The sequence below is a fragment of the Streptomyces sp. NPDC000345 genome, from assembly GCF_042898825.1.
Classification (GTDB): Bacteria; Actinomycetota; Actinomycetes; order Streptomycetales; family Streptomycetaceae; genus Streptomyces.
The window spans coordinates 56,259-71,691 of the sequence record NZ_JBIAZE010000023.1 but is presented as its reverse complement, the minus strand read 5'-3'; the positions used below and the strand labels follow the sequence as shown (position 1 = coordinate 71,691).

General features: G+C 74.0%; 15 protein-coding genes. 9 read left to right on the top strand and 6 right to left on the bottom strand.

The genetic code is table 11. The annotated features are described in order from the left end of the window. The first annotated feature begins 49 nt into the window (after positions 1-49). A complete protein-coding gene (locus ACFY30_RS36785) occupies positions 50-1,018 on the top strand; it encodes a cation diffusion facilitator family transporter (RefSeq protein ID WP_390849498.1) in 969 nt (322 codons plus the stop codon). A 117-nt stretch (positions 1,019-1,135) separates the two neighbouring features. Here the strand turns inward: ACFY30_RS36785 and ACFY30_RS36780 are convergent, their stop codons facing one another. Continuing rightward, positions 1,136-1,582 (bottom strand): nitroreductase family deazaflavin-dependent oxidoreductase, encoded by a 447-nt coding sequence (locus tag ACFY30_RS36780; RefSeq protein ID WP_390849497.1) that lies wholly within the window; start codon positions 1,580-1,582, stop codon positions 1,136-1,138. 154 nt (positions 1,583-1,736) lie between these two features. Here ACFY30_RS36780 and ACFY30_RS36775 point away from each other — a divergent pair, with 154 nt between their 5' ends. Beyond that, positions 1,737-2,207, top strand: coding sequence for a nuclear transport factor 2 family protein (locus tag ACFY30_RS36775; protein WP_390849496.1), 471 nt, complete (start codon positions 1,737-1,739; stop codon positions 2,205-2,207). A gap of 108 nt (positions 2,208-2,315) precedes the next feature. Here ACFY30_RS36775 and ACFY30_RS36770 read toward each other — a convergent pair whose 3' ends face one another. Next, positions 2,316-2,939, bottom strand: coding sequence for a LysE family transporter (locus ACFY30_RS36770; RefSeq protein WP_390849495.1), 624 nt, complete (start codon positions 2,937-2,939; stop codon positions 2,316-2,318). Between the two features lie 314 nt (positions 2,940-3,253). On the opposite strand from ACFY30_RS36770, the gene ACFY30_RS36765 reads away from it, so the two are divergent. Together ACFY30_RS36765 and ACFY30_RS36760 are read left to right on the top strand one after the other, a co-directional pair. After that, entirely contained in the window at positions 3,254-4,462 is a 1,209-nt protein-coding gene (locus ACFY30_RS36765; RefSeq protein WP_390849494.1) for a cytochrome P450, read from the top strand. Between the two features lie 12 nt (positions 4,463-4,474). Continuing rightward, positions 4,475-4,711, top strand: coding sequence for a ferredoxin (locus tag ACFY30_RS36760; protein WP_390849493.1), 237 nt, complete (start codon positions 4,475-4,477; stop codon positions 4,709-4,711). Between the two features lie 149 nt (positions 4,712-4,860). Here ACFY30_RS36760 and ACFY30_RS36755 read toward each other — a convergent pair whose 3' ends face one another. Next, entirely contained in the window at positions 4,861-5,406 is a 546-nt protein-coding gene (locus tag ACFY30_RS36755) for a TetR/AcrR family transcriptional regulator (protein WP_390849492.1), read from the bottom strand. A 137-nt stretch (positions 5,407-5,543) separates the two neighbouring features. Between ACFY30_RS36755 and ACFY30_RS36750 the strand changes: the two genes are divergently transcribed. From ACFY30_RS36750 to ACFY30_RS36740, 3 genes are all read left to right on the top strand, one after another. Continuing rightward, positions 5,544-6,005, top strand: a complete 462-nt coding sequence (locus ACFY30_RS36750) for a nuclear transport factor 2 family protein (RefSeq protein ID WP_390849491.1) — start codon at positions 5,544-5,546, stop codon at positions 6,003-6,005. A gap of 9 nt (positions 6,006-6,014) precedes the next feature. Continuing rightward, the gene (locus ACFY30_RS36745; RefSeq protein WP_390849490.1) at positions 6,015-6,542 is read left to right on the top strand and encodes a flavoprotein; all 528 of its coding nucleotides are present in this window, start codon (positions 6,015-6,017) and stop codon (positions 6,540-6,542) included. Between the two features lie 77 nt (positions 6,543-6,619). Next, on the top strand, positions 6,620-7,588 hold the full coding sequence (locus tag ACFY30_RS36740; RefSeq protein ID WP_390849489.1) for an aldo/keto reductase: 969 nt from the start codon (positions 6,620-6,622) through the stop codon (positions 7,586-7,588). Between the two features lie 6 nt (positions 7,589-7,594). Here the strand turns inward: ACFY30_RS36740 and ACFY30_RS36735 are convergent, their stop codons facing one another. Then, positions 7,595-8,368 (bottom strand): phytanoyl-CoA dioxygenase family protein, encoded by a 774-nt coding sequence (locus ACFY30_RS36735; protein WP_390849488.1) that lies wholly within the window; start codon positions 8,366-8,368, stop codon positions 7,595-7,597. A 61-nt stretch (positions 8,369-8,429) separates the two neighbouring features. On the opposite strand from ACFY30_RS36735, the gene ACFY30_RS36730 reads away from it, so the two are divergent. Together ACFY30_RS36730 and ACFY30_RS36725 are read left to right on the top strand one after the other, a co-directional pair. Then, positions 8,430-9,353: a helix-turn-helix domain-containing protein gene (locus ACFY30_RS36730; RefSeq protein ID WP_390849487.1), complete on the top strand. Its 924-nt coding sequence runs from the start codon at positions 8,430-8,432 to the stop codon at positions 9,351-9,353. A 286-nt stretch (positions 9,354-9,639) separates the two neighbouring features. Then, a complete protein-coding gene (locus ACFY30_RS36725; RefSeq protein WP_390849486.1) occupies positions 9,640-11,652 on the top strand; it encodes a ricin-type beta-trefoil lectin domain protein in 2,013 nt (670 codons plus the stop codon). A gap of 12 nt (positions 11,653-11,664) precedes the next feature. On the opposite strand, the gene ACFY30_RS36720 is transcribed toward ACFY30_RS36725, so the two are convergent. Together ACFY30_RS36720 and ACFY30_RS36715 are read right to left on the bottom strand one after the other, a co-directional pair. Next, positions 11,665-13,014 (bottom strand): SLC13 family permease, encoded by a 1,350-nt coding sequence (locus ACFY30_RS36720; protein WP_390849485.1) that lies wholly within the window; start codon positions 13,012-13,014, stop codon positions 11,665-11,667. A 45-nt stretch (positions 13,015-13,059) separates the two neighbouring features. Then, positions 13,060-15,426 (bottom strand): SpoIIE family protein phosphatase, encoded by a 2,367-nt coding sequence (locus tag ACFY30_RS36715; protein WP_390849484.1) that lies wholly within the window; start codon positions 15,424-15,426, stop codon positions 13,060-13,062. Positions 15,427-15,433: the final 7 nt, after the last annotated feature.

Genomic DNA, 15,433 nt, shown 5'->3' with positions numbered 1-15,433 from the left:
TCGGCCGACGGCACGGTGTGATCCCGACCTGCCCGGGCATTCGGCTCGGATGAGCGGGACATCATCGAACACGCATGCCGACCAGAGGACACGCCTCACGGTTCTGGTGGCACTGGCCGCCAATCTCGTCATCGCCGCCGCCAAGGCGGTCGGCGGACTGCTCGCGGGCTCCCCCGCGCTGCTGTCGGAGGCCGCGCACTCCGTGGCGGACAGCCTCAACGAGGTCTTCCTGCTGGCCGCGCTGCGCCGCAGCCGCCGCCCCGCCGACCGCCGCCACCCCTTCGGCTACGGCAAGGAACGCTTCTTCTGGTCGCTGCTCGCCGCCGTCGGGATCTTCGTCATGGGCGGCTGTTTCTCCTTCTTCCAGGGCGTCGAGGCCCTCAGGACCGGCGCCGACGAGAAGCTCAGCGGCTATGTGGCGGGCCTGGTCGTCCTCGGCGTCGCCTTCCTCGCCGAGGGCGCCTCCCTCCTGCGCGCCCTGCACCAGGTGCGCAGGCAGGGCGGCACCGCGCGGTTGCGCGACCCGGCCCTGCGCACTGTCGTCGCCGAGGACGGCACGGCCGTGCTCGGGGTCACCCTGGCCGCGGCCGGCATGGTCCTGCACATGGTGACGGGGGACGTCGTGTGGGAGGCGTCCGCCTCGCTCGCGATCGGCGCGCTGCTCGTCTACGTCGCCTATCGCCTCGGCCGGGAGGCCCGTGACCAGCTCATCGGCGAGGCCGCCGACCCCGAGACCTCGGACCGGATCCGGGAACTGCTGGCGACGCAGCCGGAGATCGACAGCGTGGAGGCGGTCTTCACGATGAAGATGGGCCTGGACACGGTGCTGGTCGCGGGCCGCGTGGACCTGGTGCCCGGCATGGACAGCGAGCGGGTCGAAGAGGTCGCCGTCCGGATCAAGCGTGCGGTCGCCCACGCGATCCCGGAGGCGGGCGAGATCTTCATCGATGTCACCGACCGCCTCGCGCGTGAGACACGGGAAAGCCCCGCCGCGACGGGGGAGCGCGGCGGGGCCTGACGTTCGGTTGCCCGGTGCGCGCCCGTTCATGCGCTCCCCGGCGGATTCTTCTACGATCCCTGCCGGGGAACCGTCCGGGATCTGCCGGGGAACCGCCGGGAAACCGTTCCGGCCGGCTCAGCCGGCGGCCGGCTCCGCGACGAACAGCGGAATCTCCCGGTCGGTCTTCTTCTGGTAGTCGGCGTAGGGCGCGTACGCGGCGACGGCACGCTCCCACCATTCGGCCTTCTCCGCACCGGTCACCTCACGGACCGTCATGTCCTGCTTGCGTGGTCCGTCCTGGAGCTCCACGCGGGGGTCGGCCTTGAGGTTGTGATACCAGACGGGGTGCCGGGGCGCGCCGCCCTGGGAGGCGACCAGGGCGTACCGCCCCTGGTGCTCGACCCGCATGAGGGGCGTCTTGCGGAGCTTCCCGCTCTTCGCCCCCCGCGTGGTCAGCAGGATCACGGGCAGCCCCGTCTCCCTCAGCGTGGTGCCCTCGGTGCCGCCGGAGCTCTCGTACAACTCCACCTGCTCGCGCACCCAGTCGGTCGGGCTGGGCTCGTACTCGCCTTCGAGAGGCATGGCATCCGTTCCCTTCGTCACGTCGTCGGTCGGCCTGACTGGGTCCTTCAACACCGGCGTCCCGGTGTTTCATCCGTACCGGGCCACCCTCTCGGGTACGCCCTTACCTCGCGCGTAATCGTGCCGCGCGCGTCCCTTCGGCAGACTCGGCCCCATGACGAGGACGCCTGAATCCGGCACGCACACCGCCCCCGCCCCTGCCCCCGGCACCGACACCCGCGCCGTCGTCGAGGAGCTGCTGCGCCGTATCGCCGAAGGCGACCCTGAGCGGATCGCCGAGCTGTACGCCGACGGCGCGGACTGGCGGCTGTCCTGGCCCGAGGACGAACACGGCCGGGCCGGGACGCCCTGGATCCGGCACCGCGCCACCCGGGCCGACGCGGCCGACCACTACCGGGACCTGGCCGCCCACCACACGCCCGCAGAGGCGGACACCCGGGTCGAGCGCGTCCTCGTCGACGGCGCCGACGCCGTGGTGCTGGGCGAGATCCGTCAGACCGCCGCCCCCACCGGGCGCCCCTACCGGGCCGCATTCGCCCTGCACCTCACCGTCGCCGGCGGACTCGTGGTCCGTCACCACGTCTACGAGGACAGCCTGGCCGTGGCCCGCGCCTTCGAGGCGTGACCGGGGCGCCCCCAGGACCAGTGGGTCCCGCTCGGCGCGCGCCCCTGCCCGGCCACCCACCGTCCGGCCCAACCACCATCCCCTCGGCCCGACCCCCATTCCCTCGGCCTACACCACCATCCCCACAGCCAGCACGGTCATCACCCCGCTCGACACGAGCGCCGTCGCCAGCCGGCCCCGGCGCCCGGTCAGTGCCCGGCCCAGCAGCGCCCCGCCGCCGGCCAGCAGCAGCTGCCAGCTCGCGGACGCGGCGAAGGCCGCCAGCACGAACACGCCCTGTTCCAGGGGGCGTACGGAGCCCGTGGTGCCGTTGCCCAGCACCAGCGCGGCGAAGTAGACGACGGTGGTCGGGTTGAGCAGCGTGATGCCGAGCAGACTCAGCCAGGCCCGGGCGGGGGTCGGCGGCGCGGGCGCGGAGCGGGTGGCGAGCCGGTGGGCCCGGTACTCGCGCAGGGCCGTCCGAGTGCCGCGGACCGCGAGGACCAGCAGCACCAGCGCCGAGACCCAGCGCAGCGGAACCAGCACCGGCCGCAGCGCGGCGGCGACGGCGGAACCGCCGACGGTGGCCACGAGGGCGTAGAGCCCGTCGGCCGTGGCGACGCCGAGCGCGGCGCACGCGCCGGTGCGCAGGGACGTACGGGCGGTGAGCGAGACGAGGTAGGTCGCGACGGCCCCGACGGGCACGGCGATGCCGTAGCCCGCGACCAGGCCCGCGACGAGCGCGCCCGTCACGGGCGCGCGGGACCGGGCCTCCGGGGACGGCCGGGCTGCTGCTGGACCCGCGCCGGAAGGACGGCGTCGGACATCAGCGACAGGCGGGCTTCGAAGGTGTGCATGGCCGGATCCTGCGGTCCGCGGCTGCCGAGGGCAAGTGAGTTTCCCGGCCCGTCCCCGGGCGCACGGGCGTGGCCCGGGACGTGGAGCGGTCGGTTCCGGCCATCTCGCCCCGTTCGCCGATCTGGCCGAACTCCGTGTCGCCACATAGGTGCCCGGGGCATCTAATGAAGATCGGCACGAGGACGCACCCTTCGTCTGCGAGGTCTCCCATGACGGAACTCACGGAACTCACGGAACCCGTCGCCTTCCCCCAGGACCGCACCTGCCCCTACCACCCGCCCCAGGCCTACGACCCCCTGCGCGCCGCCCGCCCCCTGTCCCGCGTCACCCTCTACGACGGCCGTACCGCCTGGCTGGTCACCGGCCACGACACCGCCCGCGCCCTGCTCGCGGACCCCCGTCTGTCCACCGACCGCACCCGCCCCGGCTACCCGGCCACCTCACCGCGCTTCAAGGCGCTGCTCGACCGCCGGGCCGCCCTGCTCAACGTCGACGATCCCGACCATCACGCCCAGCGCCGGATGCTGGTGCCGAGCTTCACCCTGAAACGCGCCACCGCGCTGCGGCCGGCCATCCAGCGGATCGTCGACGAGCGGATCGACGCGATGCTGGCCCAGGGCCCGCCCGCAGAGCTGGTCTCCGCCTTCGCGCTGCCGGTGCCGTCGATGGTGATCTGCGAACTGCTCGGCGTCCCGTACGCCGACCACGAGTTCTTCGAGGAGCAGTCCCGGCGGCTGCTGCGCGGCAGGCTGCCGGAGGAGGTCCGGGACGCCCGTGACCGGCTCGACGACTATCTCGGCGCGCTGATCGACCGCAAGCTGGACGGCCCGCGCGGCGACGGACTCCTCGACACCCTGGTCCACGAGCAGCTGCGCGACGGCACGGTGGACCGGGAGGACGCGATCGCCCTGGCCACGATCCTGCTGGTGGCAGGCCACGAGACGACCGCCAACATGATCTCCCTCGGCACGTACACCCTGCTCCAGCACCCCGAGCGGCTGGCCGAGCTGCGCGCCGATCCCGCGCTGCTGCCGGGCGCCGTCGAGGAGCTGATGCGGATGCTGTCCATCGCCGACGGGCTGCTGCGGCTGGCCACCGAGGACATCGAGGTGGCCGGGACCACCATCCGGGCCGGGGACGGGGTCGTCTTCTCGACCTCGGTCATCAACCGCGACGCGAGCGCCTACCCCGAACCCGACACGCTCGACTGGCACCGTCCCGCCCGCCATCACGTGGCGTTCGGCTTCGGCATCCATCAGTGCCTCGGCCAGAACCTGGCCCGCGCCGAGCTGGAGATCGCCCTGCGCACCCTCTTCGAGCGGCTTCCCGGGCTGAGGCTCGCGATCCCGGCCGAGGAGGTCCGCCACAAGCCAGGCGACACCATCCAGGGGATGCTGGACCTCCCCGTGACCTGGTGAGAGGCGCCCGCCATGCACCGCGACACCCCCGCCCACGGCCACAGCGGCCCACGCATCGAGATCGACACGGACGTCTGCATCGGCGCCGGCCAGTGCGCTCTGGCCGCGCCCGGCGTCTTCACCCAGGACGACGACGGCTTCAGCGCCCTGCTGCCAGGCCGGCCGGACGGCGCCGGCGGCCCGATGGTCCGCGAGGCGGCCCGCGCCTGCCCGGTCGGCGCGATCAGGATCTCCGGCCCGCCCGGCTGATCCCCGCCTCGGCGCCCACCGGCACCGGCGCACGACGCGTGCGGGCGCCGGCGGGCACGCCCGAGTCCGACGTGCGCGGGCGCCGGCGGGCACTCCGGCGCCCGCGCACGTCATGCGCCGGATGCGTCGTCCGCGGCTACGGGTGACCCTCACCCCAGCAGCCGGCGGGCCGCCTCCCGGGCCTCCGCGGCCGGGGCGGCGGCCCCGCTGATGCCGGCCGTCACCATCGCGCCCTCGGCCAGCAGGAACAGCGGGCCGGTCAGGTCGCCCGGCAGGCCGGCGTCGGCGACCAGCGCGCCGAGGTACTCCCGGAACGCCCCCTTGTGCGCCCGTACCTGACCGGCCACCCGCTCCGAGGTCGCGCCCAGCTCGCCGTACGCGTTGATCCAGGCGCAGCCCCGGAAGTCCGGCTCGCCGAACCACTCCTCCAGCCAGTCGAAGACGGCCAGGACCCGCTCCCGGGGATCCTCCCGCCGCGCGACGAACTCCGCGAGCCGCCCGCGCCAGCGCACGTCCCGCCGCTCCAGGTACGCCTCCACCAACTGCTCCTTCGCCGGGAACAGCTGGTACAGCCGCTTGAGCGAGACACCCGAGGCGCCCCGGACGTCGTCCATCCCCACGGACTGCACGCCGCGTCCGTAGAACAGCCGCTCCGCGGCGTCCAGTGCCTGCTCGCGGGCCGTCGCGCTGTCCATGGGCGTCACCACCGTGTCCTGTTCTCCTCGGCAGGGTTCTCCTTGACGGGAGAACGGCCGTTCTCTACGTTGTGAGCATACCGGAGAACGATCGTTCTCCACTCATGTGCCCGCCCTCCACCAAGCCGGGAGATCCCATGTCCGACCCTCGCCCGCCCCTGCCGCCCTTCACCCGGGAGACGGCCGCGCAGAAGGTCCAGGCCGCCGAGGACGCCTGGAACACCCGGGATCCGCACCGGGTCGCGACGGCCTACTCCGAGGACTCCGTGTGGCGCAACCGCGACACCTTCCTCACCGGCCGCGCCGCCATCGTCGACTTCCTCACCGCCAAGTGGGCCCGCGAGCGCGCGTACGCGCTGCGCAAGGACCTGTGGGCCTTCGACGGCAACCGCATCGCCGTCCGCTTCCAGTACGAGTCGCAGGACGCCGACGGCCGGTGGTGGCGCTCGTACGGCGTCGAGCTCTGGGAGTTCGACGAGCGCGGGCTGATGACCCGGCGCGAGGCCGGCATCAACGACGTACCGATCGAGGAGAAGGACCGCCGTATCCACGGCCCCCGCCCCGCCGCCGAACGCGGACTCACCTTCCCCGTTCAGTAGGGTTCCCGGGTGAGCGCACAGGACGAGAAACCGGACGAGAAACCGCCCTTCCTCTACGTCGTCGTCTGCGCCGCGGGCATCGCGGCCGGCGTCGGCAAGCTGATCACCGCCGCACAGGAGCGGCAGTGGCAGGTCGGCGTCATCGCCACGCCCCTCGCCATGAACGGCTTCTTCGACACCGCCGCCGTGGAGGCGCAGACGGGCCGGCCGATCCGCTCGGCCTGGCGCCGCCCCGGCGATCCGCGCCCCTTCCCGGACCCCGACGCGGTCGTCGTCGCCCCGGCCACCTTCAACACCGTCAACAAGTGGGCGGCCGGGATCGCCGACACCCTCGCCCTGGGCACCCTGTGCGAGGTGTCCGGCCAGGGGGTCCCCGTCGGCGTCCTGCCCTGTGTCTCCGGCGCGCTCGCCGCCCACCCCGCCTACCGGGAGAGCCTGACGCGCCTGCGCGGGATGGGCGTCCGCTTCGGAGCTCCCTACGACGGCGGGGACGGCCGGGAGTTCGGCTGGGAGCGGGCACTGGACCTGCTGGGGTGAGTCGCCGGGGGGAGCGGCGCGGGGCGACGTACGCTCCCCTGTGACTCCCTCCCGCACCGACGTCAGGAGCAGCAACGATGCAGTACGTGAAGCTCGGTTCGACCGGTCTGGACGTCTCGCGGATCTGTCTGGGCTGCATGACCTACGGCCTCCCCGACCGGGGCGTGCACGAGTGGACCCTCGACGAGGAGGCCTCGCGTCCGCTGATCCGTCAGGCGCTGGACGCCGGCGTCAACTTCTTCGACACCGCGAACGTCTACTCCGACGGCACCAGCGAGGAGATCGTCGGCCGGGCGCTGCGCGACTTCGCCCGCCGCGACGAGATCGTCCTCGCCACGAAGGTGCACGGCCGGATGCGCCCCGGCCCCAACGGCGGCGGGCTGTCCCGCAAGGCCGTCCTGTCCGAGCTGGACCACAGTCTGCGCCGCCTCGGCACCGACCACGTCGACCTCTACCAGATCCACCGCTTCGACCCGCACACCCCGGTCGAGGAGACGATGGAGGCGCTCCACGACGTGGTCAAGGCCGGCAAGGTCCGCTACATCGGGGCGAGTTCGATGTACGCCTGGCAGTTCTCCAAGATGCAGTACACCGCCGAGCGGCACGGCTGGACGAAGTTCGTCTCCATGCAGAACCACTACAACCTCCTCTACCGCGAGGAGGAGCGCGAGATGCTGCCGCTCTGCGCCGACCAGGGCATCGGCGTGCTGCCCTGGAGCCCGCTGGCCCGCGGCCGCCTCACCCGCGACTGGGGGACCCACACCGAGCGCAGCGCCACCGACAACTTCGGCAGCACCCTCTACCTGGAGGGCGACCACACCATCGTCGAAGCCGTCTCCCGCATCGCCGCAGACCGGGGCGTCCCCCGCGCCCAGGTGGCCCTGGCCTGGCTCCTCCACCAGCCCACGGTGACGTCCCCGATCATCGGCGCGTCGAAGCCCCGGCATCTCGAGGACGCGGTCGCGGCGGTGGAACTGGAGCTGAGCGAGAAGGAGTTGGCGGAGCTGGAGCGGCCCTACACCCCGCACCCCGTCGCCGGTCACTGACTACGGTCAGTGCGGACCCGCCGGCGGGACGAACTCCGTGCCGCACGGCCCCGCACCCTCGCTCTCCGGCAACGAGACCCGCGCCCCGCTCATGGACAGGGTCCGGTAGTACCCGCCGATCCGCTCCGCGGACCGCCCCACGTAGTGCCCGATGAACGACCGCCGGAACCGGTCGGAAGACCGGTTCGGCTGCGACCCGTGCACCAGGCTCCCGTTGAAGAACAGGACGTCCCCCGGCTCCATGTCGACCGGGACGGGGGCGAGTCCGGCCGGCGGCGGCACGTACTCCCGCGCGAAGGACAGCTCCGCGTCCGCCTCCTCCGGGCAGAACAACCCCGTCCGGTGCGTACCGGGGACGACTTCGAGCCCCCCGTTCTCCCGGTCGATCACGTCGCACGCCAGCCATGCCGCCACACACGTGCCCGGCTCGACCCGCAGATAGAAGTTGTCCTGGTGCAGCGCCTGCCCCCGGGCCCCCGGCGGCTTGAAGTAGAACATGCTCTGCGCGGCCAGCACCTCCTCGCCCAGCAACTCCTCCAGCACCTCGCGCAGTCGCGTGTCCAGCAGCGTCCGCCGGGCGAGCGCGTTGATCTCGTGCGGGTGCATCACCCTCGGGAACCGGTCCAGCGGATCGTCACCGGGCCGCGGCAGGAAGTGCCCCGGCACCGGCCGGCCCGTCGCCTGCAGCGCCGCGAACTCCGCACACAGCCGGTCCACTTCGTCGTACCCGAACAGCCCTCGGACGACGGTGAAGCCGTCCTCCTCGTACTGTCGAAGCATCCAAGTCCTCCTTCGCCGATTCGCCCATGGTGAGGCGGACGCGGCCCACCGGAGGATGCCCATGCGTGCTGACGACCTGCCCGTTCCTGCCGGCTCCGGGGACCCGTCCCCGCCGCCCGGCCTGGTGGTGGTCGGGCACTTCGACGAGGGAGCCGGTTACCGCGTCAACCGTCCTCTTGGCTCGGACAGTTGGCTGTTCACCTGGACGACGGGCGGACAGGGACGCCTGCGGCAGGGCGGCGGCGAGGTCCGGGCCGGCGCCGGCGATCTGGTCGCCCTCGCGCCGGGCGTCAGGCACACCTACGGGGTCGAACCCGGCGCCGCACACTGGCGGTTCTGGTGGGTCCACTGCCAGGCCCGCCCGTCCTGGACCCCCTGGCTGCGCCCCTACGGCACCGACGACGGCCTGTACGCGGTCACCCCCGTCCCCGAAGCCCTGCACGAACGGGTCGGGGCGGCGTTCCGGCGCATGTACGCCGACGCCCGGTGGCCCCGAGAGGCGCCGCCGGACCCCTCCGCCCCCGTCCTGGCGCACGGCACCGCCGCCCGCGAACTCGCCCTGTGCGCACTGGAGGAGGCCGTCCTGGTCAGCACCGCCGCCGCGCGCCCGCCCGTGCCGCCGCCGGGTCTCGACGACCGCGTCCGGCGCGCCCAGGCCGTCATGGCCGCCGACCCCGGCGCCCCGCACACGGTCGGCTCCCTCGCCGCACAGGTGGCGCTGTCCCCCTCGCGCTTCGCCCACCTCTTCACCGAGCGGACCGGCCAGTCCCCGATGCGGGCGCTGCGCGAGGCGCGGCTGCGGCACGCCGCCCGACTGCTGGAAGGCACCGACCTGTCCGTGGAACGCGTCGCGGCCGCCTCCGGTTTCGTCAGCCCCTTCCACTTCACACGCGTCTTCCGCGCCCGGTACGGGAGACCTCCGGGCGCGTACCGGGACGGAATGCGCGCCGCAATTACCCTCCCGAAAGGGACACCAATACCGTGACCGCCGCGAAAGGCGGATGGTATTGACGAAACGTCAAATCCTTTTCCTCCCCGCACCCTGCACGAAACCGCGGCATCTCTTGTTCCTCCTGGTCCGGCTGTGCAAAGGTGTGCCGTGTCGGCGCGCGGACAACGTTTTCCCCTCTGCGCGCACGAGGCCCCTGTGTTCCGTAGCACCCCCCATGCTTCACAAGAGCCGCTCCCCGCTGACCTCGCACAGGTGCCGAACCCTGCCTATTGCCGCATGTCCGTCTCCCCGGGGACGTGCCTCCAGGAGGAATGCAGCCGTGAATGACGCAGGCCTGTCGAATTCCCCTTCGGCTCGCCGCCTCGACGCGACCGACGAACAGCTGAGCGCCGAACTGACGCAGTGGACGGGGGAGGCGCCCGCGCTCCATCCCGTCGGCGAGCTGCTGGACCGGCACTGGGAGGCGGTCTTCGCCTACGCACGGCTGTGCACCGACGGCGAACGCGCGGCCGGCATGCTCACCACGGCGGCCTTCACCCGGCTGTTCGGCGCGAGCCAGCACCAGGACGGGCCGACCGCCGCATGGCGTCCCCACCTGCTGGCCACCGTCCGCCGGATCGCCGCCGAATGGGACTCCGACGGCCCCCGCGACCTGCTCCACCCCGATCTGCGCGTCCAGGACGACGACAGCATCCCCGTCGCGGCCCGGCTGCTCCCGCCGGCCAACCGGCGCATGCTGGCCCGCGCGTTCCAGCGGCTGCCCCAGTCGGCCCGCTGCCTGCTGTGGCACACGGAGGCCGAGGCCGAACCCCTCGCGATCCCGGCCGGTCTGCTCGGCCTCGACGAGGAGGGCGCCCGGATCGAACTGCGCCGCTCCCGCGAACGGCTGCGCGAGGAGGTTCTCCAGGTCCACCGCGAACAGGCCACCGACGACGAGTGCCACCGCTACCACCGGCTGCTGGACGTCACCTGCCGGCGCGGCGGCGTGGACGTCGACGCCGATCTGCGCGCCCACACGGACCAGTGCCGGCACTGCGGGCACACCGCCGACCAGCTGCTGCAGTTCGAGGGCCTGCTGGGCGTCGCCCTGGCCGAGGGCATCCTCGGCTGGGCGGCCGGTGCCTACCTGGAGGGCCGGGCCACCGCGGACGGACGCGAGCGCGCCGCGGCGCCGGAGCGCACGCGGGGCGCGGCCGTCGCCGGCGAGGCCTTCCACGACGAGCCGGCCGAACCGGCCGCGCCCCGGGACGCCGCCGCGTCGGGCGGGGCGGCCGACGCGGCGCACCCCCTGGCCGCCACCCCCACCGCACCCGGCCCGCTCCCCGAGTCCGGCACCCCCGTCGCCTCCGGCCGTCACCCCGAGGCCGCCCCCCGTCCCACGTCCAGCCGCTCCGACCGGAAGGCGGCCCGCCGCGCCCGCCGGCGCAACCTCACCGCCGCCGTCCTCACGGTCAGCGGCATGGTCGTCCTCCCGCTCGTGGTGTGGGCCGCCCTCGGTTCCGACGGCGGCACCAGCCAGGCCACCGGGGGCGGGGCGGCGAGGACCCCGGCCGCCGACCCGGACACCGCCGCCGACGGCCCGTCCCGGGTGGACGCCGAGCAGGCGACCCAGGGCACCCTGCGCGGCCGGCTGCACAACGTCGCCTCCGGGCTGTGCATCGGCATCGCCGGCGACAAGGCCGTCAAGGGCGCCGAGACCCTGCTCGCCACCTGCTCGTCCGCCGCCGGCCAGCAGTGGACGTACGAGACCGACGGGCTGCTGCGCAGCACCGCCGACCCCGACCTGTGCCTCGACTCCCACCTCGGCTACTCGGTGCGGCTGGGCCCGTGCACGGACTCCTCCGCGGCGACCGCCGAGAACGTCCGGTACGACTTCACCCTCCAGGGCACGCTCGTCCCGCGCTCCGGCCAGAACCTGGCCCTCGCCCCCGCCGCCACGGACGGTTCGGGGGCCCTGGTCCTGAAGAACCGCGCCAACGGCACTGCCCAGCGCTGGGTGATCGACACCTCGCAGCCCGACCCGCAGATGGAGTTCGTCAACTGGGGCGCCGACAGCAGTCCGTCCGGCACCCCGGCGCCGGCCCCGACCCCCGAGGCGGCCAGGACGCAGGCCGCCGACCCGGCGCCGTCGAGCACCCCGACGACCCCGACGGGTTCCTCCGCGGACCCGTCCGGCGCCTCCTGCTCGTACTACTCCTGGTACTCCTGCACCTGGGGCGGTCAGTCCAGCGGCTCCGGGTACGGCTACGGCGGCTCGGACGACGGCTACCCCGGCAGCGGGGACGGCGGCTACGGGCCGGGAACCGGCTCCTCGGGCGGCGGGCGCCACTGACCGGCCGCCGGGTCACACCACCTGGAGGGACACCCACAGCGCCACGACCGCGCCGCCCAGCGTGGCCGGCACCGTGAGCAGGCCGAGCCGGGTGAACTCCCCGACCCCCACGTGCTTCTCGTGCCCCTGCACCACCCGCCGCCACAGCAGCGTCGCCAGCGAGCCGGCGTACGTCAGGTTCGGGCCGATGTTCACCCCGAGCAGCACCGCGAGGACGGCCCCGGTCCCGGCCGGGGCGGCCAGCGGGACCAGGACCAGGACCGCCGGCAGGTTGTTGATCAGGTTGGCGAGGACGGCGGCCAGCGCGGCGACGCCGAGCAGCGCGAGCAGTCCCGAGCCGTCCGGCAGGACGTGCCGCAGCGCGCCCGCGAGTCCGTTGTCCACGACCGCCCGGACGACGACCCCGAGCGCGAGCACGAACGCCAGGAACCCGGGCGCCGCCGACCGCACCACCGCCACCGGCGTCACCCGCCGGCGCGCCAGCGCCCGTACCGCCATCACCAGCGCGCCCGCGAACGCCGCCCACGCCGGTTCGACGCCGAGCGCCGAGGCCAGCACGAACCCGGCGAGCGTGCACGCCACCGTGACCAGGGCGAACATCGGCACCCCGGGCGCGGGGCCGGCGTCGGGAGCGGCCTCGGCGGCGGGGGGGCCGGCGGTCAGGTCGGCGGCGAAGAAGCGCCGGAAGACCGCGTACTCCAGACCCACCGCGACCAGCCACGGCAGCGTCATCAGCGCCGCGAACCGGGTGAAGCTCAGCCCGCTCGCCGTGAACGCCAGCAGGTTGGTGAGGTTGGAGACCGGCAGCAGCAGCGAGGCCGTGTTCGACAGATGGGCGCAGGCGTAGACGTGCGGTTTCGAGCGCACCCCCATCCGGGCGGCGGTGGCGAAGACCACAGGCGTCAGCAGCACCACCGTCGCGTCCAGGCTGAGCACGGCCGTGACGACCGAGGCCAGCGCGAACACCGCGGTGAGCAGCCGCCCGGGCCGGCCCGCCGCCCGGCGGGCCATCCACGCCCCGCACGCCGTGAACAGGCCCTCGACATCGCACAGGTGCGCCAGGACCAGTACCGCGGCGAGGAACCCGACGACCGGTCCGAGGCGCTCGGCCTCGGCGAGGGCGTGCTCCGGCGAGATGGCCCCCAGTCCGACCGCCACGGCGGCGGCGGGGACGGCGACGGCGGCCTCCGACCGCCCGGCGGGGCGCAGGACGGCCCACGCCAGGGAGGCGATCAGCAGGCAGACGGACAGCGTTTCGGCGAGCGGGGCGTTCAGGGTGGTACTCCGGGAGCGGGGTCGGGTGGTGCCCGCCCATCGAACTGGTCGGGGTGCCGCTCCAGCTGGCCGGGGTCTGTGCCCCATGAAAACACGTCCGGGTAAAACACCCGCCAAACGTCCGGGGCTGCCTCAGTCCTCCTCGAACAGCGCCAGCTCCGCCCAGATCGTCTTGCCGTCGGCGGTGTGCCGGCTGCCCCAGCGCTGGGTGAGCTGGGCCACCAGCAGGAGCCCGCGGCCGCCCTCGTCCCAGGTCTTCGCCCGGCGCAGGTGCGGCGCGGTGTGGCTGCTGTCGGACACCTCGCAGATCAGGGTGGCGGCGTCGTGGATCAGGCGGAGCCGGATGGGGTGGGAGCCGTACCGGATGGCGTTGGTGACCAGTTCGCTCACCACCAGCTCGGTCGTGAACGACGCCTCGCTCAGCTCCCACCGGTCGAGCTGGTCGACGACCTGCTTGCGGATCGGCGCGACGAGCGCCGGGTCGGCGGGGATGTCCCAGGTCGCGACCTGGGAGGCCGGCAGCCCCCGGGTGCGCGCCAGCAGCAGTGCCACGTCGTCGGCGACGCCACCGGCCGGCAGCAGGGCGTGCAGCACCCGGTCGCACGTCTCGTCCAGGGAGTCCGATTCCGCGGCGAGGGCCTCGCTCAGCAGCCGCAGACCGGCGTCCGGGTCCCGCTCGGGGAAATCGATCAGCCCGTCCGTGTAGAACGCCAGGACGCTGCCCTCGGCCAGCTCCAGCTCGGTGGACTCGAACGGCAGCCCGCCCACGCCGAGCGGGGGACCCGGGGGCAGCTCGACCGCGCGCGGGGCGTCGTTCGGCCGCAGCAGCAGCGGCGGGGGATGGTCGGCTCCGGCCATGGTGCAGCGCCGGGACACCGGGTCGTACACCGCGTAGAGGCAGCTCGCGCCGACCTCGCCGGGGCTGCCCTCGCCGCCGGCCTCCTCCGACAGCCGTACGACGAGGTCGTCGAGATGGGTGAGCAGCTCGTCGGGGGCCAGGTCGATGTCGGCGAGGGTGCGTACGGCGGTGCGCAGCCGGCCCATGGTGGCCGAGGCCTGGACGCCCTGCCCGACCACGTCCCCGACGACCATGGCGACCCGCATCCCCGACAGCGGGATCACGTCGAACCAGTCCCCGCCCACTCCGGCACGGGCGGCCGGCAGATAGCGGGAGGCGGCGTCGACGGCGGCGGTGTCCGGCAGGGTGCGCGGGAGCAGGCTGCGCTGCAGGGCGAGGGCCGTGTCGCGCTCGCGGGAGTAACGGCGGGCGTTGTCGACGCAGACGGCGGCCCGGGCGGTGATCTCCTCGGCGAGCAGCACGTCGTCCGCGGTGAACGGGTCCGGCCGCCGGTACCGGGTGAGGACCGCGACCCCGAGGGTCACGCCCCGGGCCCGCACCGGCACGGACATCGTGGAGTGGATGCCGAACTCGCGCACCCGCTCACCGCGCAGGGTGTCCCAGGACAGCCAGGCGTCGAGGTCGTCCACGGAGGCGACGATGGTGCGGCCCGCCACCAGCGAGTCGGCCTGCGGCGATCCCGCCGGATAGGTCTGGGCCTCGCCGGGCTTGACCACGGCCATCGGGTTGCCGGGATGGACCGAGTGGTGCGCGGCGCGGCGCAGGCTCAGCGGGGCGGTGAACCGCGTCGGGGGGTCCCCGCCCTCCTGCGGGTCCAGCAGGTCGACGCTGACGAAGTCGGCGAGCGCGGGCACACAGACCTCGGCCAGCTCCTGCGCCGTGCGCGTCACGTCGAGCGTGCTGCCGATCCGCACACTCGCCTCGTTGACCAGCTGCAGCCGCTCGCGGGCGAGGTAGTTGTCGGTGAAGTCGTGCGCGGCCAGGCACACGCCCCGCACCCGGCCCTCGGCGTCCGTGACCGGCGCGAACCGCGCCAGCCAGGCGTGCGCGTGGTCCTCGCCGCCGGTCCGCGTGTAGGTCTGGACGTCCTCGGCCCGCCCGCTGGCGAGCACCCGGACCATGTACCCCTCCAGCTCGTCGCTCTGCGGCCGGCCGCCGATCTCGGAGAGTCTGAGCCCTCGGGCGCGTTCCTCGGTCAGCCCGGTCACCTCGGCCATCGCGGCGTTCATCCGGGCCAGCCGCAGCCGCTCGTCGTAGACCGCGACCGCACACGGCGACTGCATCAGCGCCGCCGTGGCCAGCGGGTCGTCGGGGGAGAGGGGGCCGTCGCCGGTCAGCGGGGTCACGACGAGCCAACTGGCCGGTGTGCCGTCCCGGGGCGGCCGGCGGTGGGCGAGCAGCCAGACCCGTACGGACCGGCCGTCCCGGTGGCGCAGAGCGAGCGTTCCGTCCCAGCGAGGGCCGGTGGGCACCGGTGGGGCCTGCTCGGCGAGGAGCGCGGCGGCGGGCCGCCCCACGACCTCGGCCGGGGCCCAGCCCAGCAGGGACCGGGCGCCCTCGTTCCATCCGACGACCGTGCCGGTGTCGTCGACGACCACCCGGGCCGTCGCGGCTTCGTCGAAGGGATACTCCGGGCTCATCCTCGCC